The sequence below is a fragment of the Pseudomonas trutticola BRTCR10 genome (assembly GCF_056155105.1).
Window position 1 is genome coordinate 4,275,886 of record NZ_CM149552.1, and the last position, 24,252, is coordinate 4,300,137.

The following is a 24,252-nucleotide window of genomic DNA, read 5'->3' on the forward strand; positions in this document are numbered from 1 at the left end:
AAATAGCATGACTATTACCATCCCTATGTAGGAACGGCCTGCGGCAGCTCCTATACCGGGATTTGAAAACAACAACAAAAAGGAAGGTCAACCATGCTTCAATCCCGTCACCTGCTCTCCGGCCTCGGACTCTCTCTGATGATCGCCACCCTTTCCGCCAACGCGGCGGGCCTCAGCGCCGAACACAAAGCCTTCGGCAAAACCAATGACGGCACGCCCGTCGAGCAATACATCCTGCGCAACAGCCATGGCATGCAAGCCACCGTCATCACCTACGGCGCGACCCTGCAATCGCTGAAAGTGGCGGACAAGCACGGCAAGTTCGACGACGTGGTGCTCGGCTTCGATGATGTGCAGGGCTATCAGAAAGGCACCGCGTATTTCGGCGCGACCATCGGCCGCTTCGGCAATCGCCTCGCCGAGGGCGCGTTCGAACTCGATGGCAAGCGCTATCAAGTGCCACAGAACGACAAGACCAACGCGCTGCACGGCGGCACATCAGGCTTCGATAAAAAGGTCTGGAAAGCGCAGGAAACCAAGGACAAGGATTCGGTCGGCGTGACCCTGACCTATCTGTCGCCGGACGGCGAAATGGGCTTTCCAGGCAACCTCACCACTGAGGTGACCTATCGCCTCACCGACAACAACGAACTGCGCATCGACTACAAGGCCAGCACCGACAAACCGACGGTGCTCAACCTGACCAACCACAGTTACTTCAATTTGGCCGGCGCGGGAAATGGCGACATTCTCAAACAGGTCGCGACCCTGCATGCCAGTCATTACACCCCCGTCACGGCCAAGTTGATCCCGACCGGCGAACTGGCGCCGGTAGCCGGCACGCCGATGGATTTCAGCAAACCGACAGCGATTGGCACGCATATAAAAGCTGATCATCCGCAGTTGAAATTCGCCGAACCAAAACAGGGCGGCTTCGATTTCAATTGGGCGCTGGATACCAAGGGTGATGTAAACAAGGTCGCCGCTGAAGTCAGCGATCCGCAGTCAGGCCGGCATCTGCAACTGTTTACCAACGAACCGGGCGTGCAGTTCTACACCAGCAACTTCCTCGACGGCACGGTCAAGGGCAAGGGTGGCAAGGTGTATCCGCATTGGGGGGCGTTTACTCTGGAGACGCAGCACTATCCTGACTCGCCGAACCAGCCGGACTTCCCGAGTACGCGTCTGGACCCAGGGCAGACTTACACCCAAAGCGTGGTGCTGAAGTTCTCCGCAAAATAGATCCACACTGGATCTGTGGCGAGGGAGCTTGCTCCCGCCGGGCCGCTAAGCGGCCCCCGTCATCTATCGTTTTCGAAGCTCTTGGGAACGGCAAAAACCCTGACAATATCCTCACCACAGGCAACGTCATAAAACCTGCTTTCGTAAAAATCAAAGAGCGTCTCTACACCGCAGTTGGAAAAATGCCTTCTGACTTCTTCCATCTCTCGCGACACCGTTGCGACGGGGTCACTCTTTAATTTCTCCACAAAACCAATAGAGGTTGGTTTTGGATAAACAAAGATATTGGGGATCGCTACACCCTGCTCCTTCAGAGCTTCGAAATCGGTGTAACTCACAGCATAAAAGTGCTTGTTATCAGTGCCCGTCGCAGTCAACGCCTTTATTGAGTTCAGAAGAAACACGGCGAGACCGGTCAGAAAATCGGAGACTCGGTCACTGCTCATCTGCGCCTGCAAAAACGCCAATCGGCTGTATCGTGAAACAAGCGGTATCTCTTCAAAACTCTCATAGCTTGAAAAGAACACCCCCATATCGTTATAGGGTTCCTGGCTAATCACCTTGCTGTAAAAGTCTGTCAGCTTCATCTTCCCGAACATTCCATCAGATCTCAAAACCCTCTACTGTCCGCTGTGCAATGCTGGGCCGATTAATTTTTCGTGCTGTTCGCGCCATCGCCCAGCCACCAGTAGAGAAGCGTTTCGTCTTCTATATCATCGATATTCTTGTAAACGTTCGCGTAATACCATTGAAGCCCGGTCTCCTCGCGGAACGCGTCGAAGAACAGTGCGATGTTATCCATTCCGGTCTTCGCGGGAATGGCCAAAGTCAAATTCCCTTTGTATACGCCGTCCAAGGTACCGTTGAGATGGTTGGCAACGTCCGCCTCCAGCCTCACCAGACGTTCTGGCGAAATGTGGCTGGAATAGATGTGAATACAGAAATTACCTCCCCTTCTCAGTACCTCGGCGTGTGTCTGAGAATTTACCAGGGAAACCACATCGCCTCTGGCCAGATTCAACGCCAGCCCCGGTGATGAAAGCAATTCATAGGTATGCTCAGCCAGTTTTCTCGCGGGTAAAGATTCAAACACCGCCCCTTTGGAGTTCTTTCCGGCATACACGCGAATATGTTCTACAGATCCTTCGTCTACCATCCAATACTCCTAACCTGGTGCTCTAAAGCAAAATCAGACCCTGTACACACAAAGCGAGGATCACATGCGGTGCTCAAGAAAGCTGTAGAAATTGCTGATGAAGTCTCTCCGTAGACCCGGCAGTATCCTCTTCAAGATCAGGAAATAAAGATAGACCGGTGTGCCGCCATCCCCTTCCTCTTCCCAGATTTCCTCTGTCCCAAAGCAATAGAGCACAGCCCGAATAAAATTTGCAAAACACTCATCCGTCTTACGGTACTGCTGCTCCATCTGCCAGAGTTCAACCTTGAGCTTCTTTCGGAATGCCTCATCACTTTCTATTCTTTCCCGCGAGAGGCCTGCCTTCAGATAGGGAAGCAACAACTCCAATTTGGCACTGGAAATAGCGTCAAGCTTGCCTCTCTGGATAAGACCCAATAGATAACGAGTGTACTCACAGGTCATTTCTCCAAAAGACACACTCGCCTCAAGCAGCTGTTCTTCCAGGCGATCAAACTCATTATTTTCCAAACTATCCAGCATCATAAAATGCTTCTTCCATTCCTGACCGATCCGTGGCTAGCGCAGACGCAGTTGTCGACTGTTACAGAAAAAGCCCCACTCTTTACTGGGCCTTTAAATCACAGACGCTCGCGTTCAGCGAGCGTCTGTTGTATCTGACCTGTCAGATCACCCCTCGATCAGCCCGGCGCTTTTCAAGCCCTCGCGCATGCCCTGATCCGCCTGTTCGCACCACTGCTTGAGCGTCAGACCCGATGGCAGGTTGGCTTCCAGCTTCTGGTATTTACCTTCCGTCAGCACTTCCCCCTTACGACCGTTGGCTTCGCTCTTGTCGCCCTCGCTCTTGTCCATCTCACCCGGCATCTCGGAGACAAACCCCACCATTTTATTGGCGTTATCCACGCTGTCAGCTTTCAGCAAGCCCTTGTCAACGCAATGCTTGATCAGGCCGGCCGTGTTACGCCCCATGTCGTAAATCCCCTTCAGCGTGGCAGCGTCCGGCCCCTCCGCGTGGGCAACATTGACGGTGCCGAAAGCGGCGGTGATTGCAAAAATGAAAGCGGCTTTTTTCATGTTTATTCCTTTAAAGATGAGGCGGGTTGTTGAATACAGAACTATGACTGAGGCTTCCTACTTGCGAAATTATATCTCGCCATACTGACAACGCTTTCACTCTCGTCCTCAAGCAGCTTCTCCAGGATTGCAATAGGCGCTTTTCTATTTGCAGCTATTGCCCCCCTGACAAGAGAATTGGGGTCTTGAGAAAGACGCTCAAACAATGTTTGCGATAACTTTCGCTTTGAAGCAACAAAATACCGGACGTCATCGAATACACACAGCTCTTCAAGAATTTCCACCGGCACCGTTTTATTGTGCGCAACCCATCTTCTGTACTCGGGGAATTTCTCGATCACCTCACGCCATACCGAAATCGGAGCCTCTTCCATAGCGGCTCGATCGTACTCGTCTTTTACTTCACTGCCACGCAGCGCCACAAACTCTTCAGCAGAGGTAATCATATTGCTTCCTTACATTCATTGCAGTGACCTTATGCACAGTCACCACCAGGTACGTCATCCGTAAACTGCTTCATGGCAGGCCTGACCGGCAGTGCGGATTAAAGCGCTGCAATCAAACGATTAAATGCACGTGCGCAGCCTCGTTGTTTTGCATCTCTAATCATCGAATCGTGAGTGAACGGTTCAAGCGTTTCGCGAACCGCTTTCTTAGCTATTGCATTGAAGTGTGCATTATCAAAATCACACTCCAGCGTTGAAACCCTATAAGAATTGCGCTTGGACCACTGATCGAATCGTATTACGATTTTTTCGTCAAAAATCAGTGCCCCATCACTTTTATCCTCAAAAAAGAAGAACTCCTTACGATTCGTATCGACATGCCCCGTTGATGTAGCAAATGGCTGCTTTCTTAAAAGAGAAGTCAGCCTTACCCCACCTGCAATACCAAGACCTCCCCCCAGACTCTCACTCGCGAAAAAATACTGCTTGAAAACAACCATTATTTTTCTACGAAAATAAGGAACTTCGTATGCTTTCTCGAAAGAATGAAAACCATTCGGATCGCCGATCAGTTCAAAATCGGCACTTATCAAATCCGCCCCGGAGAAGCCGCTCAACCCAAAAATACCTGGCTGAAGATTACCCGCCCTCTCTATAAACAACTGAACAAGCTGATGAAAATCAGTAGAAATCACATATTCCCTTATTACGCGCTACCGGCGTTCGTACCCGCGGCATGCTCCTTACTAACAATGGCTCCCAGCTGTTTCAGTTCAGGCACACGCGAAGAGCCTGGATCTGAATCGATGCCCGCTCCTGCGGATTTCTTGAGCCGATCCACACTCATCGTTTTATCGAGGCATCTTAAAACACACTAGCAGGCTAACGCTATTGCCGGTCAGAATGGCGATGAGTGATCAAACTTCATGCCAGATATCACAAACCCCCTGCAAATCAAGGTCCTGAGCGAAACCTACCGTCTTCCTGCGTCACTTGAACCGAATCAACAATGAAAAGTGCGCAACTTCTTGCGCACTTGCCCGGGCAGGTGTTTAACGAAAAATTGTTAAATGAAAAGCGCAAGATCGAAAGATCGCAGCGTTCGGCCAGGAGCTGCCGAAGGCTGCGATCTTTTGCGTTTTGAGCCTCATGGAACCCCTGCGCTATCCTGCTGCCCACTAAAAGGTATCGACACGTTCAGAAAGGAGGATTGCATGCGTACTCTCGAGTTGGCCGGTGTGCAGGTGCCGGTGATTGGCCAGGGCACCTGGCGCATGGGCGAAGACCGTTCGGCGCACACGCGTGAAGTGGCGGCGCTGCGCACGGGTATTGAGTTGGGCATGACCCTGATCGATACAGCGGAGATGTACGCCGAGGGCGGTGCCGAAACAGTCGTCGGCGAGGCCATCGCCGGGCTGCGCGATCAGGTGTTTCTGGTGAGCAAGGTCTACCCGCACAACGCCAGCCGCACAGGCATCCCACAGGCTTGCGAGCGCAGCCTGCGTCGGCTCGACACCGATTACATCGACCTCTATCTGTTGCATTGGCGCGGCCAGTATCCGCTGGAAGAAACCGTCGAAGCGTTCGAACGCCTGCGCGAAGAAGGCAAGATCGGCCGCTGGGGTGTGTCGAATTTCGATGTCGACGACCTCGAAGAACTCTCCAGTTCAGCCTGTGCGACCAATCAGGTGCTCTACAACCTGGAAGAGCGTGGCATCGAATTCGATCTGCTGCCGTGGTGCCAACACCAGCGCATGCCGTTGATGGCCTACTGTCCGATTGGCCAGGGTGGCGCGATGCTGGCTGAACCGTTGCTGAAGCAGATCGCCACTCGTCATGGCGTCACTCCCGCACAGGTTTCGCTGGCGTGGATTCTGCGTCAGGATAGTGTGATTGCGATTCCCAAGGCTGTGCGACCGGAACATGTGCAACTCAATGCACAAGCGGCGCAGCTGCAACTGGAGGCCGGGGATCTGGCGGCGCTGGACCAGGTGTTTCAAGCGCCACAACGCAAGCAGCGACTGGCCATGGTCTGAGCCAGCGACTGGCGAGGGCTTCGCGATGAGAAGCACTGATCAGTACGACCCCTGCAACCTGCAACGATTTGTCCAGGCCCAGGACCCAGTGTTCGAACGGGTCCAGCGTGAACTCGACGAGGGCCGCAAACGCAGCCACTGGATGTGGTTTGTCTTCCCGCAGTTCGCCGGGCTGGGCGGCAGCGAAATGTCCCGACGCTATGCCATCGGTTCGGCCGAAGAGGCCCGAGCCTATCTGGATCATCCGTTGCTCGGGGCGCGGCTGCGCACCTGCACGCAACATGTATTGAATGTTCAGCAACGCTCGATCGCCGAGATTTTCGGCCATCCCGATGACTTGAAATTTCACTCCTCGATGACGCTATTCGCCCAGTTCACCGCTGACGACAGCTTGTTCAATCAGGCGCTGGAACGCTATTTCCACGGCATTCTCGATGAATGGACGCTGCAGCTGCTCGACTCAAAACAGGCCCAGTTGCCCCCCGATCAGGGTTGAGAAATCGTCGTCGACAAACGGCAGAATCGCATCCGCCACCGGTTGCAGTTGCCGGGTGATGTAGTGGTCGTAGTCGATGGCGGCGCGGCGCACTTCCAGCGGCTCGGGGCCGGCCAGGGAGATGACGTAGCTGATCCAGCCACCGTTCTGGTATTGCCGAGGGCGCCCGTGCTGGGCGTTGTAATCGTCGGCCAGGCGCGCCGCGCGCACGTGCGGCGGGACGTTGCGCTCGTAGTCGTCGAGGGTGCGGCGCAGGCGCTTGCGGTAGACCAGTCGCTCGTCGAATTCACCGGCGAGGGTTTTGCGCACGTAGTCGCGTACGTAGTCTTGATACGGCTTGCGCTGGAAGATCCGCTCGTAGAGTTCCTGCTGAAATTGCCGGGCCAATAGCGACCAGTCGGTGCGCACGGTTTCCAGGCCTTTGTAGACCATTTCCTCAGTACCGTCGGCGCGGGTGACGAGACCGGCGTAGCGCTTCTTGCTGCCCTCCTCCGCGCCGCGAATGGTCGGCATCAGAAAGCGTTTGTAGTGAATTTCGAATTGCAGTTCGAGGGCGCTTTCCAGACCGTACTCATCACGTACATGCGCACGCCACCAGTCGTTGACGTGTTTGACCAGCGCATGGCCGATGGTTGCCGCTTCTTCTTGCCCGTGCGGGCGACGCAGCCAGACGAAGGTTGAGTCGGTATCGCCATAGATCACCGCGTGGCCCTGCTCTTCGATCAGCTTGCGCGTGCGCAGCATGATCTCGTGGCCGCGCAGGGTGATTGACGAGGCCAGCCGCGTATCGAAGAAGCGGCAGCCGCTGGAGCCGAGCACGCCGTAGAAGGCGTTCATGATGATTTTCAGCGCCTGCGACAACGGCGCGTTGTGCTCGCGCTTGGCCGTCTCGCGGCCCTCGGCGACCCGCGAGACGATCGACGGCAGGCAATGGCGGGTGCGCGAGAAACGTGCGCCACGGAAGCCCGGCACCGAGTCGGCGTCGTCGGGGTGCTGCAAACCTTCGATCAGCCCCACCGGGTCGATCAGAAAGGTGCGGATGATCGACGGATACAAACTCTTGTAATCGAGCACCAGCACCGATTCATACAGGCCCGGTTGCGAGTCCATGACAAATCCGCCCGGGCTGGCCTGCGGCGGATTGGTGCCGAGGTTCGGCGCAACAAACCCCTGTCGATGCATCAGCGGCATATACAAATGGGTGAACGCCGCCACCGAACCGCCGCTGCGATCCGCCGGTAGCCCGGTGACGCTGGCGCGCTCCAGCAAAAAGGTCAGCAGTTCAGTCTTGGCGAAGATCCGCGTGACCAGTTCGCAGTCCTTGAGGTTGTATTTGGCCAGCGCCGGTTTGTCCTCGGCGAACATGCGGTTGATTTCGTCCATGCGCTGGTACGGATTGTCGATGGACTTGCCTTCGCCAAGCAGGGTCTGCGCGACGTTCTCGAGGCTGAACGAAGGAAAACTCCAGGTCGCCGAGCGCAGCGATTCGATGCCATCGATGATCAGCCGCCCCGCCGCCGAGGCGAAGTAGTGATTGCGACTGCCGTGTTCGCGCCACTGCATCTCTTCGCCGCCACGGCCGATTTTCAGCGGCACGCCGAGGCGTCGCGCGTGTTCGTGGAGGATGCGCAGATCGAACTGGACGACGTTCCAGCCAATGATCGCGTCGGGGTCGTGCCGCGCAAACCAGTCGTTGAGTTTCTTCAGGATGAGCGTGCGCGAGTCGCAGTATTCGAGGTCGAAGTCGACGATGCTGGCGTCACCGTTCGGCGCACCGAGCATGTACACCTGGCGCTCGCCGCAGCCTTCCAGGGCGATGGAATACAACTCACCGGTTTCGGTGGTTTCGATGTCCAGCGAGACCAGGCGCAGTGTCGGCCGGTACTTGGGATCGGGTTTCAATTGCGCGTTGAGCAATACGCCGTCGGTATCGGCGGTACCGTTGAACAGTACCGGCGCGGTGATGAAACGCTCCATCAGATAGCGTTCCGGCGGGCGCACATCAGCTTCGAAGACATCGACACCGGCACGATTGAGCGCGGTTTCCAGGCGCATCAACTGGCCGTGTTGCTGGCAATACAGGCCAAGCACCGGGCGATGCTCGAAATCCTGCAGGGCCAACGGGCGCAGTTCGACATTCTTTTCGTCGTGCAGCAGGCGTTCGGCCGCCTCGCGCTGTTCGGCGGGGATAAACGCCACCGACGGCTGATGCGGCAAGCGCACACGGCGCGGCCCGGCGTCGGTCGCCAGCCAGAACTCGACTTCGGTGCCGGCCGGGGTATCGCGCCAATGCCGGGTCAGGACGAAGCCCTGCTGTAAATCCACCACTGCGACCTCAGGAATTGAAACAGAGGGGCATTCTACGCTGCCCTTCCTGAGATAACCCCATCCCCTGTGGTGAGGGGATTTAGCGCAACGTCGCACCGCCCCGATGGGTTGCAAAGCAGCCCCAAAACCATCCGACACGGTGTGTCAGGCAAGTCCGGCGGGCTGATTCTGGGCCTGCTGCGCAGGCCATCGGGGATGAATCCCCTCGCCACAAGGCTCCACTGGCCACAAAGCCTCTTTGCAGGTTGAGAAAATCGAGTAAATGACGTTTTTTGCGTGTTATCTGCCGCTTTGCCACCTTGCTCTGCGCGCTTGCGTCTACGATGCTTGGATAACAACGACAACACCTGAGTAACCGCCATGAAGACCGTCGCCCAACTGCTCAAGCTCAAAGATCAGAAAAATCAGGAAGTACACCAGATCAAGCCTGATCACATGGTGCTCGAAGCGCTGATGAAGATGGCCGAGAAAAACGTCGGCGCCTTGCTGGTGGTGGAAAACGACGAAGTGGTCGGCATCATCAGCGAACGCGATTACGCGCGCAAACTGGTGCTGCATGGCCGCTCATCGGTGGGCACGCCGGTTCGCGACATCATGGTGGCGAACGTGATCACCGTGGATACCCACCAGACTGTCGATACCTGCCTGGGCATCATGTCCGACAAACGTCTGCGCCACTTGCCGGTGGTGGAGAACGGCAAGCTGATCGGCTTGCTGTCGATTGGTGACCTGGTCAAGGAAGCGATTGCCGAACAGGCTGAGCTGATCAAGCAGCTGGAGCAGTACATTCGCGGGGAGTGACCCTCGTCCTCCTCATGATCGTTCCCACGCTCCGCGTGGGCATGCCTCCGGTGACGCTCTGCGTCACGCTTTGGGACGCAGAGCGTCCCGGGCTGCGTTACCACGCAGAGCGTGGGAACGATCCTCTTGAGTCAGGCTGGCCAATGCCGGGCGAAGACTGGCGCCAGCACCGGGTGCCGGTCGATCCGCTGTAACCACGCATAAAACCCCGGCCGAGTCTGACGCAAATGCTCGCGGCTCCCGGCCCAGCGCGTCACCACCGCCGCCAGCACATCCAGCGCCCCCGGCGTTTCGTCATCCAGATACAACTCCGCTGAAAACTGATCAGCAAACACCTCCCAACTCCAATGCAAACGTTCTCGAGCGCCGGCAATCAGGTTTTGCCGCGACGCTTCGTCGGGCATCACCAGCCAGCGCTCGGGGTAATCGATGACGCCGATCGCCGAGTAACAATTGCTGACGATGTAGACCAGACCACGAATCGCCTGATCGCGATCCTCCGCCTTGACCGGCAATAAACCGGACTTGGGAAAGGTCAGGCCCAGATGAATCAGAATCGCCGCGCTTTCGGTGATGGCGCTGCCATCGGGCAGTTGCAGAGTCGGAATCTGCTTCAGTGGATTGAGCTGCGCCAACGCCTCGGCGGCTTCGGTACTGGCTTCGACATCAATGAAGCGATAAGCGATCTGACACAACTCCAACGCCGCTTCGATGGCGGCTGCGCCTGAATTTCTGTGCCCATACAGTTGATACATAAATCCCCCCTTCTACTGGCTACCCATCCCCTGTGGCGAGGGAGCTTGTCGGAACGCCGCCCGTCCCGCTTGGCTGCGCAGCAGTCATAAAATCAGAGACTGCGGTGTATCAGTTGTAGTGCATTTACCGGGTTTGGGCCTGCTTCGCAGCCCGGCGGGACGGGCGGCATTCCGACAAGCTCCCTCGCCACAAGAGCGAATTTGTCAGCAGTTGTATCGGTATTGGCACGTTTTCCCATGCACTCGCGACTTGCGAATTCAAACCTCGCAAGACAGCGCTGGCGGTGCCCATCCCGCACCAAGTGCATCAAGAACGCGTGGGAGCTGGTTTGCCAGCTACCACAAGTAACGAGGTGATTGAAAAATATTTGTCGGGTACTGCATCCAAATGTCTCCGCCACGGGTAGTCCCTGTAACAGCCCTCCTCGGCTGCCAGCGGTCTACCTTTTTCGGAGAAACACTGATGAACATCACCCAGCTGATTGGCCTCACCGGTTTGCTCGCCCTCTCCTCGACAACCTTCGCCCAAAGCAGTTACCCCGATGCGATCAAAGTCCCGGATGGCCACAAGATCGCGATGGAAACCACCGGGGTCGGCGAGATCACCTATGAGTGCCGCGACAAGCCCAATATGGCCGGACAGACCGAGTGGACCTTTGTCGGTCCGAAAGCGGTGCTCAATGACCGCAGCGGTAAACAGGTCGGCACCTACTTCGGCCCGCCCGCCACTTGGCAGGCCAAGGACGGTTCGAAAATCACCGGCACGCAGTTGGCCGTGGCGCCGTCGAGCCCGGGTAACCTGCCTTATCAACTGGTCAAGGCCAACCCGGCCGAAGGTAAGGGCGCGATGAGTGGCGTGAGTTACGTCCAGCGCGTTGCGCTCAAGGGCGGCGTGGCGCCGGCGAGCGAATGCACCGCGGCGAACAAGGGCAAGCAGGAAGTGGTGAAGTACCAGGCCGATTACATTTTCTGGGCGGCGAACTGAAGTCACAGGCCCAACACAAAACCTGTGGGAGCGGGCTTGCCCGCGATAGCGGTAGATCAGTGAAGTAGAAGTTGGCTGACCCGACGCCATCGCGGGCAAGCCCGCTCCCACAGGGGTTCTGTGTGCTGAAGTTAAATGTGAGCTAGATTGCACGACATGTCTTTGCCTGAATCGGTGTTCGATTATGAAGCCCGTCTCGCTGCCTGTGCCCGCGGCGAGCAGTCGGCCCTGCGCGATTTGTATCTGCAGGAAGGCCCACGCCTGCTCGGCGTGGCCAGGCGACTGGTGCGCGACACCGCGCTGGCGGAGGACATCGTGCATGAGGCATTCATCAAGATCTGGAACGGTGCCGCCCGGTTTGACCCGGCGCGCGGTTCGGCGCGGGGCTGGATGTTCAGCGTGACCCGGCATCTGGCGCTCAATCTGCTGCGTGATCAGGGTCGGGAAACGCCGTTCAGCGAAGACCATGAAGTGCCGACACACGACGATGATGCCTTCGATGCGCACTCACACTCGGCGCGCATCCATCGCTGTCTCGAACAGCTCGATGCGCAACGTCGACGCTGCATCCTCCACGCCTATGTCGACGGCTACAGCCACGCGCAAATATCGGCGCGCCTCGACACACCGCTGGGCACCGTCAAAGCCTGGATCAAGCGCAGCCTTAACGCGTTGCGGGAGTGCATGGGATGACCACCGAATCGGCTCAGGAACGCGATGAACTGGCCGGCGAATACGTGCTCGGCACGCTCTCTGCCGAACAGCGGCGCGAGGTGCAGAAACGTCTGGCGCATGAGCCGCCACTGCGTGCGGCAGTGGATGCCTGGGAGCGACGGCTGCTGGAGTTGACGGACTATGCCGAATCGCAGCAACCGTCGGCGCAGTTATGGCCACGAATTGAACGCAGTGTCGAGCGCTCGACGCACAAAGCGCCCTCAACTTCCTGGTGGAATCTGCTGCCATTGTGGCGCGGGCTGAGCGCTGCCGGGCTGACCGCGACCTTGATTCTGGGCGCGATCCTGCTGACCCAGACCACACCGAAACCGAGTTATCTGGTGGTTTTGGTCGCGCCGCAGGACAAGGCGCCGGGCTGGGTGATCCAGGCCAGCAATGCACACGAGATTCAGTTGATTCCACTGGGTGTGGTCGAGGTGCCGGCGGACAAGGCACTGGAGTTCTGGACCAAGGCTGACGGCTGGCAAGGGCCGGTGTCACTGGGTCTGGTCAAGCCGGGGCAGGCGCTGTCGGTACCGCTGGACAAGTTGCCGCCACTGCAACCCAACCAGCTATTCGAGCTGACGCTGGAGGGCGCCAACGGCTCGCCAATCGGCAAGCCGACCGGGCCGATTCAGGCGATCGGGCGCGCGGTGAAGGTGTTGTAAGGCTCTGGCGCGGGGGTTCTGGCAATCATCATTGGCGTCGATGTTCACCATTACATCAATGAAGTTCTCATAAAAAATCCCCGGCGTAACATCCGCTCCATACCAACCAACAACACCCCGGAGCACACCATCATGAAACGCCAGACTCTTCTCAGCATCGCTTTCTCGGTTTTCGCAGTAAACGCTTTCGCCGCCACGCCAGCTCACACGATGATCGCCGCTGATGGCTCGGATCGTCTGTATCAAAACGCTGTTGCGGCTGATGGTTCCGATCGTCTGCAAGGCAACACCGTTGCCGCCGATGGCTCGGATCGCCTGCAAGGCAACACCGTCGCCGCTGATGGTTCCGATCGTCTGCAAGGCAACACCGTCGCCGCTGATGGTTCTGATCGCCTGCAAGGCAACACCGTCGCCGCCGATGGCTCGGATCGTCTGCAAGGCAACACCGTCGCCGCTGATGGTTCCGATCGTCTGCAAGGCAACACCGTCGCCGCTGATGGTTCCGATCGTCTGCAAGGCAACACCGTTGCCGCTGATGGTTCCGATCGTCTGCAAGGCAACACCGTCGCCGCTGATGGTTCCGATCGTCTGCAAGGCAACACAGTTGCCGAAGGTGGTTCGGATCGTCTGAACGAACGTCGCGCTGTTTGAATGAATGGCGTTACCGCAACAACCCAGAGAAACCCGGCTCCCGTCAGCCGGGTTTTTTACGTCTGCGTGAATCAGCCGCCCTTGGCCATGCAGCGCTTGTAACGTTCATCCACGCGCTTGGCGAACCAGGCAGTGGTCAATTTTCGGGTGATTTTCGGGCTCTGCAGCACGATCCCCGGCAACACCGCACGCGGCAGTGGTTTACCTTCTGCCTTCTCCGCCAGCTCGAACACGCGTTGATAGAGTCTGGTCTCTTCGAACTCCAGGGTTTTGCCCTTCTCCAATTGATCGCGAATGGTCGGGTTGCGCATGCCCAGCGATTTGCCGAGGGTGCGTACCGCCAGTTCCGTGCCGCCGGGCATGATCGAGTCGTAGCGGATCAAGTCGCCGTCCAGCGCCAGCGGGATGCCCGAAGCACGGCTCACCGCGTTCTGGAACGCGGCGTTGCGACTGGCGTACCACCCGGCATTGAAGTCGGCGAAGCGGTACAGCGGCTCGCGATAGCTGACCGGATAACCGAGCAAATGCGCGATGCCGAAATACATGCCACCGCGCCGGCTGAACACCTCGCGGCGGATGGTGCCGTCCACCGGGTACGGATAATCCTTGGCGTGCTGTTCGGCAAATTCGATGCTGACCTGCATCGGCCCGCCGGTGTGCACCGGGTTGAAGCCGCCGAACAACGTGCGGCCCATCGGCACTCGGCCAATGAAGTCATCGAAAATGGCACTCAACTCTTTTTCGCTGCGCGCCGCGCTCAGGCGTTCGCTGTAGGTTTTGCCGTTGGTCGAACGCACTTGCAGGGCGCCGCTGACCAGCAGGCTGGGGATATGCACTTTGGCGGCGCGGCGGTCCATTTCGTCACGGGCAATTTTGCCGAGGCCGGGCACTGTCGGGTCGGCTTGAAAGGTGGATTCCTGTTCGGCCACGGCGAGCACCGAACAGAGATTCTGTGTGGTCGGGCTGATGTTCTGCGCGGCGAACGCGGCATAGATATCCGTGGCCCAGCCCTGGCGGTCGGCGGTTTTGGCGGGCATCAGCCGCACGATCTCGGCCTTCACTTCGGCGGGGGCACGGGGTGCAGGCTCGCTGCTGCGCTGACCGGCACAACCGGCCAGCACCAGCAGCGCGGCGAGGGTGATAAATAATCGAGAGTTGTGCATGAAGCTTCATCCAGTCCGTTGAGGCGGGTTCACCATACGATCAATGGGGTTCCACAAACCAGACTTACACAGACCTTGTGGCGAGGGGATTTATCCCCGATGGGGCGCGAAGCGGCCCCGTTTTTGATTTCCAAGGGGACTGCTGCGCAGTCCATCGGGGATAAATCCCCTCGCCACAAGGACGCAAATCAAGCCGTGGATTAGAGGTTTCAGCCGTAATGACAAACTGATTGCAAAACGTTACTGAGAAAAACTATCATTTGTGCCTGGAGTCGCATTTGCGCAAGGAGTTCCCGCGCCGCCCTTACTTTTCTCACTGGCCGTGCGCCTCCAGGTACAAAAATGCCCGCTCCAGCTCGACTTGCCGTGCCCTTTCGCCCGACGCTTCTCGCCCTGCTGTGCTCCCTGACCATCACCGCCCACGCTGCTGAAAAAGACAACAAAGCGCTGGTGCTGGACGACGTCAACGTCAACGCTCAAGCCCCGACACCCAACGCCCTGCCCCCGGTCTACTCCGGTGGTCAGGTCGCACGCGGCGGCCAACTTGGCGTGCTGGGCAATCAGGACATGATGGACGTGCCGTTCAGCGCGGCCTCCTACACCGAGCAACTGATCCAGGATCAGCAAGCCGAGGACGTCGCCGATGTGCTGCTCAACGATTCCTCGGTGCGCCAGGCTTCCGGTTTCTCCAACCAGGCGCAGGTCTTCATGATTCGCGGTCTGCCGCTGAACGGCGACGATATTTCCTATAACGGCCTCTACGGCGTACTGCCTCGGCAGATCATCTCCACCGACGCCCTGGAGCGCGTGGAAGTGTTCAAAGGCCCGAACGCCTTTATCAACGGCGTGACCCCGACCGGTTCCGGCATCGGCGGCGGCGTCAACCTGCAGCCAAAACGCGCCGGCGACGTGCCGCTGCGCCGCTATACCACCGACATCAACAGTGAAGGTCGCGTCGGGCATCATTTCGATATCGGCCAGCGTTTCGGTGAAGACAACCGCTTCGGCGCGCGGATCAACCTGTCGCAACGTGAAGGCGATACCGGCATCGATCACGAAAACCAACGCTCGAAACTGTTCGCCATCGGCCTCGACTATCGCGGAGATGCGCTGCGGATTTCCGGCGACTTCGCCTATCAGAAAGAACGCGTCAACGGTGGTCGCAACTCGGTCAACCTCGGCACCGCCACGCATATTCCGGACGCGCCATCGGCCGACACCAACTACGCGCCGAAGTGGGGCTACACCGATATCGAAGACACCTTCGGCATGCTTCGTGCCGAATATGACCTCAACGACAACTGGACCGCTTACGCGGCCGGTGGCGCCAAACACACCCGTGAAGTCGGGCGCTACAACTCGACCACGCTGGTCGGCAACAGCGGCGCATCGTTCACCACTGGTTCGTTCATCCCTCACGATGAAGACAACACCAGCGTGATGGCCGGCCTCAACGGCAAGTTCAACACCGGCCCTGTCAGCCACAAGCTGAACTTCGGTCTGACCGGCATCTGGGCCGAACAGCGCAGCGCCTATGATTTCGACCTGACCAAGTACGCCAACAACATCTACCACCCGGTGGAAACCCCGGCGCCGGTCGGCAACTTTTCCGGCGGCGACCTCAATGACCCGGGCATCGTCGGCAAAACCTTCAACCGCAGCCTGGCGATTTCCGACACCCTCGGCTTCTTCGATGATCGTCTGCTGATAACCGCCGGCCTGCGTCGTCAGCAAATGGTGGTGCAAGGCTACAACTACGCCAGTTGGGGCAGCGGCGGCCGTAAATCGAGCTACGACGAGTCGATCACCACACCGGTCTACGGCCTGGTGTTCAAGCCGTGGGAGCACGTGTCGTTCTATGCCAACCACATTGAAGGTCTGGCCCAGGGCCCGACTTCGCCGACCAGCAGCGGCGGCTTTCGTGTGACCAATGGCAACGAAGTCTACGCACCGGCACGTTCCAAGCAGACCGAAGCCGGGGTGAAAGTCGACATGGGCACCTACGGCGCGAGCCTGGGGGTGTATCGCATCGAGCAACCGAGTGACGGTTACTGTGAAATCAACAGCGCCACCACCTGCACCTACGTGCGTGAAGGCGAGCAGGTCAACAAAGGCGTGGAACTGAACGTGTTCGGCGAGCCGATCAATGGTCTGCGCCTGATCAGCGGCCTGACGTTGATGGACACCGAACTGAAAAACACCCTCAATGGCGCCAACGACGGCAACCGTGCGATTGGCGTACCGACCTTCCAGTTCAACGCTGGTGCCGACTGGGATGTACCGGGCCTGCAAGGTGTAGCGCTGAATGCGCGGATGCTGCGTACTGGCGGCCAATATGCCGACGCAGCGAACAACCTCAGCCTGCCGACGTGGAACCGTTTCGATGCCGGTGCGCGTTATGCGTTCAAGGTGTCGGAGAAGGACGTGACCGTGCGTCTGGGCGTCGAGAATCTGGCGAACAAGAAGTACTGGGAATCGGCTCAGGGTGGATATCTGACGCAGGGTGAGCCGCGAGTGGCGAAGTTGTCGGGGACTATCGACTTCTAAACCGCTGTCGAACACACACCTGTGGCCAGGGAGCTTGCTCCCGCTGGGTCGCGAAGCGGCCCCCGCTTCTTTGACAGAAGCGGACTACTGCGCAGTCCGGCGGGAGCAAGCGCCCTCGCCACAGAATCTCTGCCAGAAATCAAAAAGGCCCCGCCGCCCCAACGCTGCGGGGCCTTTTTCCGTCTGGCTGATCAACTGGCCACCCTCTCCTTCTGATCCATACTTGCTGCACAGCAAACGGAGAACAGGCCCATGAACCGCAGCGACGTCCTGATCATTGGCGCCGGCCCGACCGGCCTGGTGCTCGCCCTGTGGCTGAGCAAACTGGGCGTGCAGGTGCGCATCATCGACAAAACCTCCGCCCCCGGCACCACCTCCCGGGCGCTGGCGGTGCAGGCGCGCACGCTGGAGCTGTACCGGCAACTGGATCTGGCCGACACCATCGTGCGCAGCGGCCATCGCGTTGCGGCAGCCAATTTCTGGGTCAACGGTAAACCGGTCGCGCAACTGCCGCTCAATCGCATCGGCGAGGGCCTGACACCTTATGCGTTCATCGAAATCTTCCCGCAGGACGAGCACGAACGGCTGCTGATTGATCGGCTCGAAGACTATGGCGTAAGCGTCGAACGCAACACGACGCTGGAGAGTTTCGAGGAAACCGGCGACGGTCTCACCGTGCATTTACGCCTGCCCGATGGCGAACAGGAAATCTGCCAGGCCTGCTATCTGGCCGGTTGTGACGGCGCGCGATCGGTGGTGCGCAAAACCCTCGACACCGGTTTCCCCGGTGGCACCTATCAACAGATTTTCTACGTGGCAGATGTGCAGGCCAGCGGGCCGGCGATGAATGGCGAGTTGCATCTGGATCTGGACGAAGCGGACTTTCTCGCGGTGTTCCCGCTGGCCGGAGCAGGCCGCGCACGGCTGATCGGCACCGTACGCGACGAACGTGCGGAACGCGTCGACACACTGGAGTTTTCCGACGTCAGCAGCCGCGCCATCGAGCACCTGAAAGTGCACATCGAAGAGGTCAACTGGTTCTCCACCTATCGCGTGCATCACCGAGTGGCGGAGCATTTTCGCAGTGGTCGCGCGTTCCTGCTCGGCGACGCGGCCCACGTGCACAGCCCGGCGGGTGGTCAGGGCATGAATACCGGCATCGGCGATGCGATCAATCTGGCGTGGAAACTCGCCGCGGTTATCAGCGGTGGCGCCGAGACCCGACTGCTCGACAGCTACGAAACCGAACGCATCGCCTTCGCCCGGCGGTTGGTCTCCACCACCGACAAAGTCTTCAGTTTCGTCACCGCAGAGGGGCGCATGGCTGATCTGCTGCGCATGCGTGTGGCACCGTTTCTGATCCCGAAAATGGCCTCATTCGAAGCGAGTCGCGAATTCCTCTTCCGCACGGTGTCGCAAGTCACCCTCAACTATCGCGGCATGTCGCTCAGCCAAGGCGTGGCCGGACACGTCCACGGCGGTGATCGCCTGCCGTGGGCGCATGACGGTGAAGGGGATAACTACGAGCCACTGCGCCAGCCTTGCTGGCAAGTGCATGTATACGGCGACACCAGCGACGAGATGATCCAATGGTGCAACGAACATCACCTGCCGCTGCATGTGTTCGACTGGCGACCGGCGTTTGAGACGGCAGGATTGGGGCGCAACGGCTTCTACCTGCTGCGCCCGGATACCTACGTGGCGATTGCCGATAACAGCGCGGATCCGAAGGTAATCGAGCGCTACTTCCGTGATCACGGCATCCGGCCGTTCTTCAATTGCTCCTGACACACCACAATCCTCTGTAGGAGTGAGCCTGCTCGCGATTGCGGTGTGTCATTCACCAATGATTCGACTGACACACCGCAATCGCGAGCAGGCTCACTCCTACATTTGGATTTGCTGTGTGGCCTAGATCCCGGCCAAGGCCAGATCCATCGCAAAGTAAGTGAAGATCAGATCCGCGCCCGCACGCTTGATCGCGCCCAGGCTTTCACGCACCACGCGATCCTCATCAATCGCCCCGGCCTGTGCGCCGAACTTGATCATCGCGTATTCGCCGCTGACCTGGTACGCCGCCAGCGGCAGGTTCGAGGCCTCGCGAATATCGCGGATGATGTCGAGGTAGGCGCCGGCCGGTTTGACCATCAGCGCATCGGCGCCTTCCTGTTCGTCCAGCAGCGATTCGCGCAAGGCTTCACGGCGGTTCATCGGGTTCATCTGATAGCTTTTGCGGTCGCCCTTCAGCGCGCTGCCACCGGCCTCGCGGAACGGGCCGTAGAGCGCCGAAGCGAACTTGGTCGAATAGGCCATGATCGGAATCTGGGTAAAACCGGCCGCATCGAGTGCCTGACGAATCGCCCGTACCTGACCGTCCATTGCCGCCGACGGCGCAATCACGTCAGCGCCGGCACGAGCCGCTGCCACAGCCTGTTTGCCGAGATTGATCAGAGTCTGGTCGTTGTCGACTTCATGGTTGTGCATCACGCCGCAATGGCCATGATCGGTGTACTCGCAGAAGCAGGTGTCGGACATCACGATCATTTCCGGCACGGCATCCTTGGCGATCCGCGACATGCGCGAAACCAGGCCGTTTTCACGCCAAGTGTCGCTGCCATTGCTGTCCAGATGATGGGACACGCCGAAGGTCATCACCGACTTGATGCCGGCGCGAGCATAACGCTCGATCTCACTGGCCAGTTTGCGCTCGGGAATGCGCATCACGCCGGGCATGCTCTTGATCGGCACGAAGTCATCGATCTCTTCTTCGACGAAAATCGGCAGCACCAGATCGTTCAGGCTGAACTCGGTTTCCTGGAACAGACTGCGCAGGCTCGCATTGCGGCGCAGACGGCGGGGACGTGCTTCGGGGAACTGACTGGACATGGGGCTTTCCTGAAAACGCAAGATGAGACGAAAGTCGTAGGGGGCGAAGCTTATGCCTTGCGAGGGTTGGCGTACAAACCTGGATCAATCAAGAGTGCATTACTGAGCGCGCAACAATCCTCCAGACCACCATAAAACCCTGTGGGAGCTGGCTTGCCAGCGATGGCGGTGGGTCAGTCAACATGGATGTCGACTTGCCGGCCTCATCGCTGGCAAGCCAGCTCCCACAGAGTCATGTGTCATTCAAGCAGGAATGGTCAGGCCTCGGGTGACCGCCGGCCGCGCCAGGAAGCGCTCGAGCACACGAGTCACATTGGGGAAGTTGCTGATGCCCACCAGATCGCCCGCTTCATAAAAACCAATCAAATTGCGCACCCAAGGGAACGTCGCGATGTCGGCAATGGTGTAACGCTCGCCCATGATCCAGTCGCGGCCTTCCAGACGTGTGTCGAGCACCTTCAGCAGACGTTTGCTTTCGTCGACGTAGCGGTCACGCGGGCGCTTGTCCTCGTAGTCCTTACCAGCGAATTTGTTGAAGAAACCGAGCTGGCCGAACATCGGGCCGATACCGCCCATCTGGAACATCAGCCACTGAATGGTTTCGTAACGCAGCGCCCCCTCCTGGGCCAGCAACTGGCCGCTTTTGTCCGCCAGGTAAATCAGGATCGCGCCGGACTCGAACAGCGGCAGCGGCTGATCTTCAGGGCCATGAGGGTCGAGGATCGCCGGGATCTTGTTGTTCGGGTTCAGCGACAGGAATTCCGGGGACAACTGGTCATTGGTGTCGAAACCGACACGGTGCGGCTCGTACGGCAGGCCGATCTCTTCAAGCATGATCGAGACCTTGACGCCGTTGGGGGTCGGCAGGGAATAGAGCTGAATCCAGTCAGGGTACTGCGCCGGCCATTTCTGGGTGATCGGGAACGCGGACAGATCGGTCATGGGAAGCATCCAGTCACAAATTAAAGGCTGATCATAATGTAGGGGCTGCCGAAGGCTGCGATCTTTTGATTTTGACCTTTGAAGCAAGATCAAAAGGTCGCAGCCTGCGGCAGCGTCTACAGGAACCGTAACATTCAGTGATTAATCTCCTCCGCAAGCCGATCCAGGTTGCCGTTAGAGTGCCGCGCACGCTTGCGGATCGAACCAAAAGGGCCTCAGGGGACTCTGAGCTATGCCCTTGTTGCAGAGGAAGCGCTTCACGACATGGAAACCACCCGGTGCTGGGAGCCCGTGGTGCAAAGGTTTGTCAGCCTTAATCGAACACGCTGAAGACTTTTTTATTTCATGACGAACCTTATGCGTTTCGCCAAACGTTTCAAACATCGCGCGTATGTGGCCCTGCCCTCCCTGTTGGCGGTCAGCGCGCTGTTCCTGTCGCTGGAATCCAGCGAAAGCCGTGCCCAAACGGTGGACGGCACCCAGACGTTGGTGTTCCTGCGTCACGCGGAAAAACCCGAAGGCGGTCTCGGCCAGCTCAATTGCCAAGGCCTGAACCGGGCCATCGACCTGTCGACGCTGCTGCCGGAAAAATTCGGCAAGGCCGATTATGTGTTCGCCGCCAACCCGACACGCAATGTCGAGGAAGGCGAGCTGGACAATTCCTACAGCTATATTCGCCCGCTGATGACCATCAGCCCGGCCGCGATCAAGCTCGGCCTGCCGGTGAATATCGAGTTCTCGGCCAACGACACCAGCGATCTGGCGCGCGAACTGCTCGAAGACAAGTACCACAACTCGACGATCTACACTGCCTGGTCTCACGGCTACCTGCCGGAACTGATCAACAAGATTGCAGGTAACGCGGTCGGCAAGAAACAGAACATCACCGATGACTGGGCGGGCAACGACTTCGATTCGCTGTATGTGCTGACCCTGACGTGGCACAACGGCAAGGCCAGCCTGCAAAGCCACAGCTACAAGCAGGGGCTGGATAATGGCAAGGCGACCTGCCCGACCTGAGTTTTTTGCTGTCAGTCAGGGCCTCATCGCTGGCAAGCCAGCTCCCACAGTGTTTTGTGGTGACCGCCACTATGGGCATCACTCAAGACCTGTGGGAGCTGGCTTGCCAGCGAAGGGCCAGTCAATACGCCATCAACCCGGCTGACTCAGCCGCTCCCGCAGGTACTCAAGTACCGCCCCGCGCTCCCCCGCGAGCTCGATCCGCCCACCCTTCTTCTCGCGTTGAAACGCATACATCGGGTCGTAATATTCGCGCAGCAAGCCTTCGATCCAGCCCCGGTGCAAATCCACAGCACCACTGCGGCCCTGCTCGGCCAGAGCGTCTTCCATCAGGATCAGCATCCGTCGATGGCGCTCGCCGCCGAGACGTTTCTGCACGTTGTTCAAACTGTCCAGCAAGCGCTCGGCAAACAGGGCAAAACCCTGCTCGCCATGCACCAGCGAAAACTCCGCAGACAGATCCACCACATAATCACGCAGGATCCGCTCGACACGATCTTCAAAGCGATCCTCCAGCCAGACCATCGGGTACTGCTGCATGCCCTGATACAGCGGCAACGGCAAGGCACAACTACCGACGACCCGGCTCTCGTCCTCCAACACGAACTGCCCGATACCGGCATGGCGCTTCTTCAGAATGTCGATGGCCAGGCGGTTTTCAAAATCGATGTTAGACGGCTGCCCGGTGGCACGTTTGCCGAAGCTTGAGCCGCGATGATTGGCGTGACCTTCCAGGTCCAGCCCGTTGCGCAATTGCACCAGCACTTCGGTCTTGCCCGTGCCGGTCATGCCGCCCAGCAAGACGAAATCGCACTGGGCGATGGCCTCCTCAAGCGTGTCGATCAGGAAGCTGCGCATCGCCTTGTAACCACCGCCGATGCGCGGGTAATCGATGCCCGCCTCGTCACGCAGCCACTGTTGAGTGATCTGCGAACGCAAGCCGCCACGAAAACAATAAATGAAGCCCTCTGGGTGAGCCCGGGCGAACTCGGCCCACGCCTGAATGCGCTCGGTTTTCACCGTGCCGGACACCAGTTGATGCCCCAGTTCGATGGCGGCGTGCTGCCCGTGCTGCTTGTAACAAGTACCAATCTTCTGCCGCTCGCTGTCATTCATCAGCGGCAGATTGACCACGCCGGGGAACGCGCCTTTGTGAAACTCGACCGGCGCGCGGGCGTCCATCAGCGGTCGGTCGTTGAGGAAAATATCGCGGTAATCGGTGCAGTCGCGGAACATCAAATCACCTCGACTGCGTTCGTCTGTCGCTCGACCAGATCACCGATTGGCGCAAGGTTCAGGCCCAGTTCTTCGGCCAGGGCAAGAAACTCGTCATTGCCTTCTGGGGTAACAGCAATGAGCAGACCGCCACTGGTTTGCGGGTCGCAGAGCACGCGTTTGTGCAGTTCTTGCACGCGACCGACCTTGGACGAATAACTGTCGAAATTGCGCAACGTACCGCCAGGCACACAGCCCTGATCGAGGTAGTACTCGACGCTGTCCAGACGCGGCACACGGTCGTAAGCAATACGGGCAGTTAGTTTGCTGCCGTCCGCCATTTCCACCAGGTGCCCGAGCAGGCCGAAACCGGTGACGTCGGTCATTGCAGTGACGCCGGCGAGTTTGCCGAAGCGACTGCCGGGTTTGTTCAGGGTGCACATCCAGTCGCGAGCGACGCCAACATCGCTGTGGCGCAATTTGCCCTTTTTCTCCGCCGTGGTGAGGATGCCGATGCCCAGCGGTTTGGTGAGGTACAACAGGCAACCAGCGGTCGCAGTGTCATTGCGTTTCATGTGGCGCTTTTCCACCAGACCGGTGACGGCGAGGCCGAAAATCGGTTCCGGTGCATCGATCGAGTGCCCTCCCGCCAGCGGAATGCCCGCCGCATCACACACCGCGCGACCGCCACGAATCACTTCCCGCGCCACCTCCGGCGCCAGCACATTGACCGGCCAGCCGAGGATCGCAATCGCCATCAACGGGTCGCCGCCCATGGCGTAAATGTCGCTGATCGCGTTGGTCGCAGCGATGCGGCCGAAGTCGAACGGTTCGTCGACGATCGGCATAAAGAAATCGGTGGTCGACACCACGCCACGCTCGGCATCGATCTCGTAGACCGCCGCGTCATCACGCGAGGCATTGCCGACCCACAGTTTCGGATCAAGATTCTGCGCCCCGCTACCGGCCAGAATCACCTCCAGCACCTGCGGGGAAATCTTGCAGCCGCAACCGGCACCGTGGCTGTATTGGGTCAGACGAATCGGCTCGCTCATGGGGGCAGTCTCAGGCTGGGGAATGGGGCGAATTCTAGCAGAGCGCAGGAAAGCTGATTTTTGCGCTGAATG

General features: G+C 58.7%; 24 protein-coding genes. 11 read left to right on the plus strand and 13 right to left on the minus strand.

The window, feature by feature from the left end:
• The first annotated feature begins 93 nt into the window (after window positions 1-93).
• The gene (locus ACVVH8_RS19400) at window positions 94-1,242 is read left to right on the plus strand and encodes an aldose epimerase family protein (RefSeq protein ID WP_475225699.1); all 1,149 of its coding nucleotides are present in this window, start codon (window positions 94-96) and stop codon (window positions 1,240-1,242) included.
• Window positions 1,243-1,301: 59 nt separating this feature from the next.
• Here the strand turns inward: ACVVH8_RS19400 and ACVVH8_RS19405 are convergent, their stop codons facing one another.
• From ACVVH8_RS19405 to ACVVH8_RS19430, 6 genes are all read right to left on the minus strand, one after another.
• On the minus strand, window positions 1,302-1,829 hold the full coding sequence (locus ACVVH8_RS19405) for an Imm15 family immunity protein (RefSeq protein WP_475225701.1): 528 nt from the start codon (window positions 1,827-1,829) through the stop codon (window positions 1,302-1,304).
• Window positions 1,830-1,891: 62 nt separating this feature from the next.
• Window positions 1,892-2,398 (minus strand): DUF4265 domain-containing protein, encoded by a 507-nt coding sequence (locus tag ACVVH8_RS19410; RefSeq protein ID WP_475225704.1) that lies wholly within the window; start codon window positions 2,396-2,398, stop codon window positions 1,892-1,894.
• A gap of 60 nt (window positions 2,399-2,458) precedes the next feature.
• Window positions 2,459-2,923: a hypothetical protein gene (locus ACVVH8_RS19415; protein WP_475225706.1), complete on the minus strand. Its 465-nt coding sequence runs from the start codon at window positions 2,921-2,923 to the stop codon at window positions 2,459-2,461.
• A gap of 144 nt (window positions 2,924-3,067) precedes the next feature.
• Window positions 3,068-3,472 carry a hypothetical protein gene (locus tag ACVVH8_RS19420; protein ID WP_103306650.1) on the minus strand — a complete coding sequence of 135 codons (405 nt, stop codon included), beginning with the start codon at window positions 3,470-3,472 and terminating at the stop codon, window positions 3,068-3,070.
• 41 nt (window positions 3,473-3,513) lie between these two features.
• The gene (locus tag ACVVH8_RS19425) at window positions 3,514-3,918 is read right to left on the minus strand and encodes a hypothetical protein (protein WP_249412054.1); all 405 of its coding nucleotides are present in this window, start codon (window positions 3,916-3,918) and stop codon (window positions 3,514-3,516) included.
• A 98-nt stretch (window positions 3,919-4,016) separates the two neighbouring features.
• On the minus strand, window positions 4,017-4,613 hold the full coding sequence (locus tag ACVVH8_RS19430) for a hypothetical protein (protein WP_475225709.1): 597 nt from the start codon (window positions 4,611-4,613) through the stop codon (window positions 4,017-4,019).
• Between the two features lie 519 nt (window positions 4,614-5,132).
• Between ACVVH8_RS19430 and ACVVH8_RS19435 the strand changes: the two genes are divergently transcribed.
• Complete coding sequence (locus ACVVH8_RS19435) at window positions 5,133-5,954, plus strand: aldo/keto reductase (protein ID WP_475225712.1); 822 nt, start codon at window positions 5,133-5,135, stop codon at window positions 5,952-5,954.
• Window positions 5,955-5,979: 25 nt separating this feature from the next.
• Complete coding sequence (locus ACVVH8_RS19440) at window positions 5,980-6,450, plus strand: DUF1810 domain-containing protein (RefSeq protein ID WP_475225715.1); 471 nt, start codon at window positions 5,980-5,982, stop codon at window positions 6,448-6,450.
• Here ACVVH8_RS19440 and ACVVH8_RS19445 read toward each other — a convergent pair.
• Complete coding sequence (locus ACVVH8_RS19445; RefSeq protein ID WP_475225717.1) at window positions 6,415-8,775, minus strand: DNA polymerase II; 2,361 nt, start codon at window positions 8,773-8,775, stop codon at window positions 6,415-6,417. The genes ACVVH8_RS19440 and ACVVH8_RS19445 overlap by 36 nt on opposite strands.
• A 363-nt stretch (window positions 8,776-9,138) precedes the next feature.
• Between ACVVH8_RS19445 and ACVVH8_RS19450 the strand changes: the two genes are divergently transcribed.
• Window positions 9,139-9,579 carry a CBS domain-containing protein gene (locus ACVVH8_RS19450; protein WP_103306656.1) on the plus strand — a complete coding sequence of 147 codons (441 nt, stop codon included), beginning with the start codon at window positions 9,139-9,141 and terminating at the stop codon, window positions 9,577-9,579.
• 131 nt (window positions 9,580-9,710) lie between these two features.
• Here the strand turns inward: ACVVH8_RS19450 and ACVVH8_RS19455 are convergent, their stop codons facing one another.
• The gene (locus ACVVH8_RS19455; RefSeq protein ID WP_212809646.1) at window positions 9,711-10,334 is read right to left on the minus strand and encodes a glutathione S-transferase; all 624 of its coding nucleotides are present in this window, start codon (window positions 10,332-10,334) and stop codon (window positions 9,711-9,713) included.
• Between the two features lie 463 nt (window positions 10,335-10,797).
• On the opposite strand from ACVVH8_RS19455, the gene ACVVH8_RS19460 reads away from it, so the two are divergent.
• From ACVVH8_RS19460 to ACVVH8_RS19475, 4 genes are all read left to right on the plus strand, one after another.
• Window positions 10,798-11,319 (plus strand): DUF3455 domain-containing protein, encoded by a 522-nt coding sequence (locus ACVVH8_RS19460; RefSeq protein WP_103306658.1) that lies wholly within the window; start codon window positions 10,798-10,800, stop codon window positions 11,317-11,319.
• Window positions 11,320-11,475: 156 nt separating this feature from the next.
• Entirely contained in the window at window positions 11,476-12,012 is a 537-nt protein-coding gene (locus ACVVH8_RS19465; RefSeq protein ID WP_475225719.1) for a sigma-70 family RNA polymerase sigma factor, read from the plus strand.
• A complete protein-coding gene (locus ACVVH8_RS19470) occupies window positions 12,009-12,701 on the plus strand; it encodes an anti-sigma factor (protein WP_401298130.1) in 693 nt (230 codons plus the stop codon). Before ACVVH8_RS19465 ends, ACVVH8_RS19470 begins: the two co-directional genes overlap by 4 nt.
• A 132-nt stretch (window positions 12,702-12,833) precedes the next feature.
• Complete coding sequence (locus ACVVH8_RS19475) at window positions 12,834-13,352, plus strand: hypothetical protein (protein ID WP_103306661.1); 519 nt, start codon at window positions 12,834-12,836, stop codon at window positions 13,350-13,352.
• A 71-nt stretch (window positions 13,353-13,423) separates the two neighbouring features.
• On the opposite strand, the gene ACVVH8_RS19480 is transcribed toward ACVVH8_RS19475, so the two are convergent.
• A complete protein-coding gene (locus ACVVH8_RS19480) occupies window positions 13,424-14,515 on the minus strand; it encodes a DUF1615 domain-containing protein (protein WP_475225722.1) in 1,092 nt (363 codons plus the stop codon).
• A gap of 342 nt (window positions 14,516-14,857) precedes the next feature.
• Between ACVVH8_RS19480 and ACVVH8_RS19485 the strand changes: the two genes are divergently transcribed.
• On the plus strand, window positions 14,858-17,062 hold the full coding sequence (locus tag ACVVH8_RS19485; protein ID WP_475225724.1) for a TonB-dependent receptor: 2,205 nt from the start codon (window positions 14,858-14,860) through the stop codon (window positions 17,060-17,062).
• Window positions 17,063-17,314: 252 nt separating this feature from the next.
• Window positions 17,315-18,850 carry an FAD-dependent oxidoreductase gene (locus ACVVH8_RS19490; RefSeq protein ID WP_475225727.1) on the plus strand — a complete coding sequence of 512 codons (1,536 nt, stop codon included), beginning with the start codon at window positions 17,315-17,317 and terminating at the stop codon, window positions 18,848-18,850.
• A gap of 123 nt (window positions 18,851-18,973) precedes the next feature.
• Here ACVVH8_RS19490 and hemB read toward each other — a convergent pair whose 3' ends face one another.
• Both hemB and ACVVH8_RS19500 read right to left on the minus strand, forming a co-directional pair.
• On the minus strand, window positions 18,974-19,948 hold the full coding sequence (hemB, locus tag ACVVH8_RS19495; RefSeq protein ID WP_123529451.1) for a porphobilinogen synthase: 975 nt from the start codon (window positions 19,946-19,948) through the stop codon (window positions 18,974-18,976).
• Between the two features lie 243 nt (window positions 19,949-20,191).
• Window positions 20,192-20,890 carry a glutathione binding-like protein gene (locus ACVVH8_RS19500; RefSeq protein WP_315448999.1) on the minus strand — a complete coding sequence of 233 codons (699 nt, stop codon included), beginning with the start codon at window positions 20,888-20,890 and terminating at the stop codon, window positions 20,192-20,194.
• 345 nt (window positions 20,891-21,235) lie between these two features.
• Between ACVVH8_RS19500 and ACVVH8_RS19505 the strand changes: the two genes are divergently transcribed.
• Entirely contained in the window at window positions 21,236-21,910 is a 675-nt protein-coding gene (locus ACVVH8_RS19505; protein WP_475225730.1) for a histidine phosphatase family protein, read from the plus strand.
• A 132-nt stretch (window positions 21,911-22,042) separates the two neighbouring features.
• On the opposite strand, the gene mnmH is transcribed toward ACVVH8_RS19505, so the two are convergent.
• Window positions 22,043-23,146, minus strand: a complete 1,104-nt coding sequence (gene mnmH, locus ACVVH8_RS19510; protein WP_475225733.1) for a tRNA 2-selenouridine(34) synthase MnmH — start codon at window positions 23,144-23,146, stop codon at window positions 22,043-22,045.
• The gene (gene selD / locus ACVVH8_RS19515) at window positions 23,146-24,180 is read right to left on the minus strand and encodes a selenide, water dikinase SelD (protein WP_475225736.1); all 1,035 of its coding nucleotides are present in this window, start codon (window positions 24,178-24,180) and stop codon (window positions 23,146-23,148) included. The genes mnmH and selD overlap by 1 nt, the downstream gene beginning before the upstream one ends.
• Window positions 24,181-24,252 lie beyond the last annotated feature (72 nt).

Coding starts and splice junctions, on each gene's coding strand:
- ACVVH8_RS19420 (WP_103306650.1), bottom strand. CDS start 3,472: ATGAAAAAAGCCGCTTTCATTTTTGCAATCACCGCCGCTTTCGGCACC.
- ACVVH8_RS19435 (WP_475225712.1), top strand. CDS start 5,133: ATGCGTACTCTCGAGTTGGCCGGTGTGCAGGTGCCGGTGATTGGCCAG.
- ACVVH8_RS19415 (WP_475225706.1), bottom strand. CDS start 2,923: ATGATGCTGGATAGTTTGGAAAATAATGAGTTTGATCGCCTGGAAGAA.
- ACVVH8_RS19490 (WP_475225727.1), top strand. CDS start 17,315: ATGAACCGCAGCGACGTCCTGATCATTGGCGCCGGCCCGACCGGCCTG.
- hemB (WP_123529451.1), bottom strand. CDS start 19,948: ATGTCCAGTCAGTTCCCCGAAGCACGTCCCCGCCGTCTGCGCCGCAAT.
- ACVVH8_RS19440 (WP_475225715.1), top strand. CDS start 5,980: ATGAGAAGCACTGATCAGTACGACCCCTGCAACCTGCAACGATTTGTC.
- ACVVH8_RS19450 (WP_103306656.1), top strand. CDS start 9,139: ATGAAGACCGTCGCCCAACTGCTCAAGCTCAAAGATCAGAAAAATCAG.
- ACVVH8_RS19400 (WP_475225699.1), top strand. CDS start 94: ATGCTTCAATCCCGTCACCTGCTCTCCGGCCTCGGACTCTCTCTGATG.
- ACVVH8_RS19500 (WP_315448999.1), bottom strand. CDS start 20,890: ATGACCGATCTGTCCGCGTTCCCGATCACCCAGAAATGGCCGGCGCAG.
- ACVVH8_RS19470 (WP_401298130.1), top strand. CDS start 12,009: ATGACCACCGAATCGGCTCAGGAACGCGATGAACTGGCCGGCGAATAC.
- ACVVH8_RS19475 (WP_103306661.1), top strand. CDS start 12,834: ATGAAACGCCAGACTCTTCTCAGCATCGCTTTCTCGGTTTTCGCAGTA.
- selD (WP_475225736.1), bottom strand. CDS start 24,180: ATGAGCGAGCCGATTCGTCTGACCCAATACAGCCACGGTGCCGGTTGC.
- ACVVH8_RS19455 (WP_212809646.1), bottom strand. CDS start 10,334: ATGTATCAACTGTATGGGCACAGAAATTCAGGCGCAGCCGCCATCGAA.
- ACVVH8_RS19505 (WP_475225730.1), top strand. CDS start 21,236: ATGACGAACCTTATGCGTTTCGCCAAACGTTTCAAACATCGCGCGTAT.
- ACVVH8_RS19465 (WP_475225719.1), top strand. CDS start 11,476: ATGTCTTTGCCTGAATCGGTGTTCGATTATGAAGCCCGTCTCGCTGCC.
- mnmH (WP_475225733.1), bottom strand. CDS start 23,146: ATGTTCCGCGACTGCACCGATTACCGCGATATTTTCCTCAACGACCGA.
- ACVVH8_RS19410 (WP_475225704.1), bottom strand. CDS start 2,398: ATGGTAGACGAAGGATCTGTAGAACATATTCGCGTGTATGCCGGAAAG.
- ACVVH8_RS19425 (WP_249412054.1), bottom strand. CDS start 3,918: ATGATTACCTCTGCTGAAGAGTTTGTGGCGCTGCGTGGCAGTGAAGTA.
- ACVVH8_RS19405 (WP_475225701.1), bottom strand. CDS start 1,829: ATGAAGCTGACAGACTTTTACAGCAAGGTGATTAGCCAGGAACCCTAT.
- ACVVH8_RS19485 (WP_475225724.1), top strand. CDS start 14,858: ATGCCCGCTCCAGCTCGACTTGCCGTGCCCTTTCGCCCGACGCTTCTC.
- ACVVH8_RS19480 (WP_475225722.1), bottom strand. CDS start 14,515: ATGCACAACTCTCGATTATTTATCACCCTCGCCGCGCTGCTGGTGCTG.
- ACVVH8_RS19460 (WP_103306658.1), top strand. CDS start 10,798: ATGAACATCACCCAGCTGATTGGCCTCACCGGTTTGCTCGCCCTCTCC.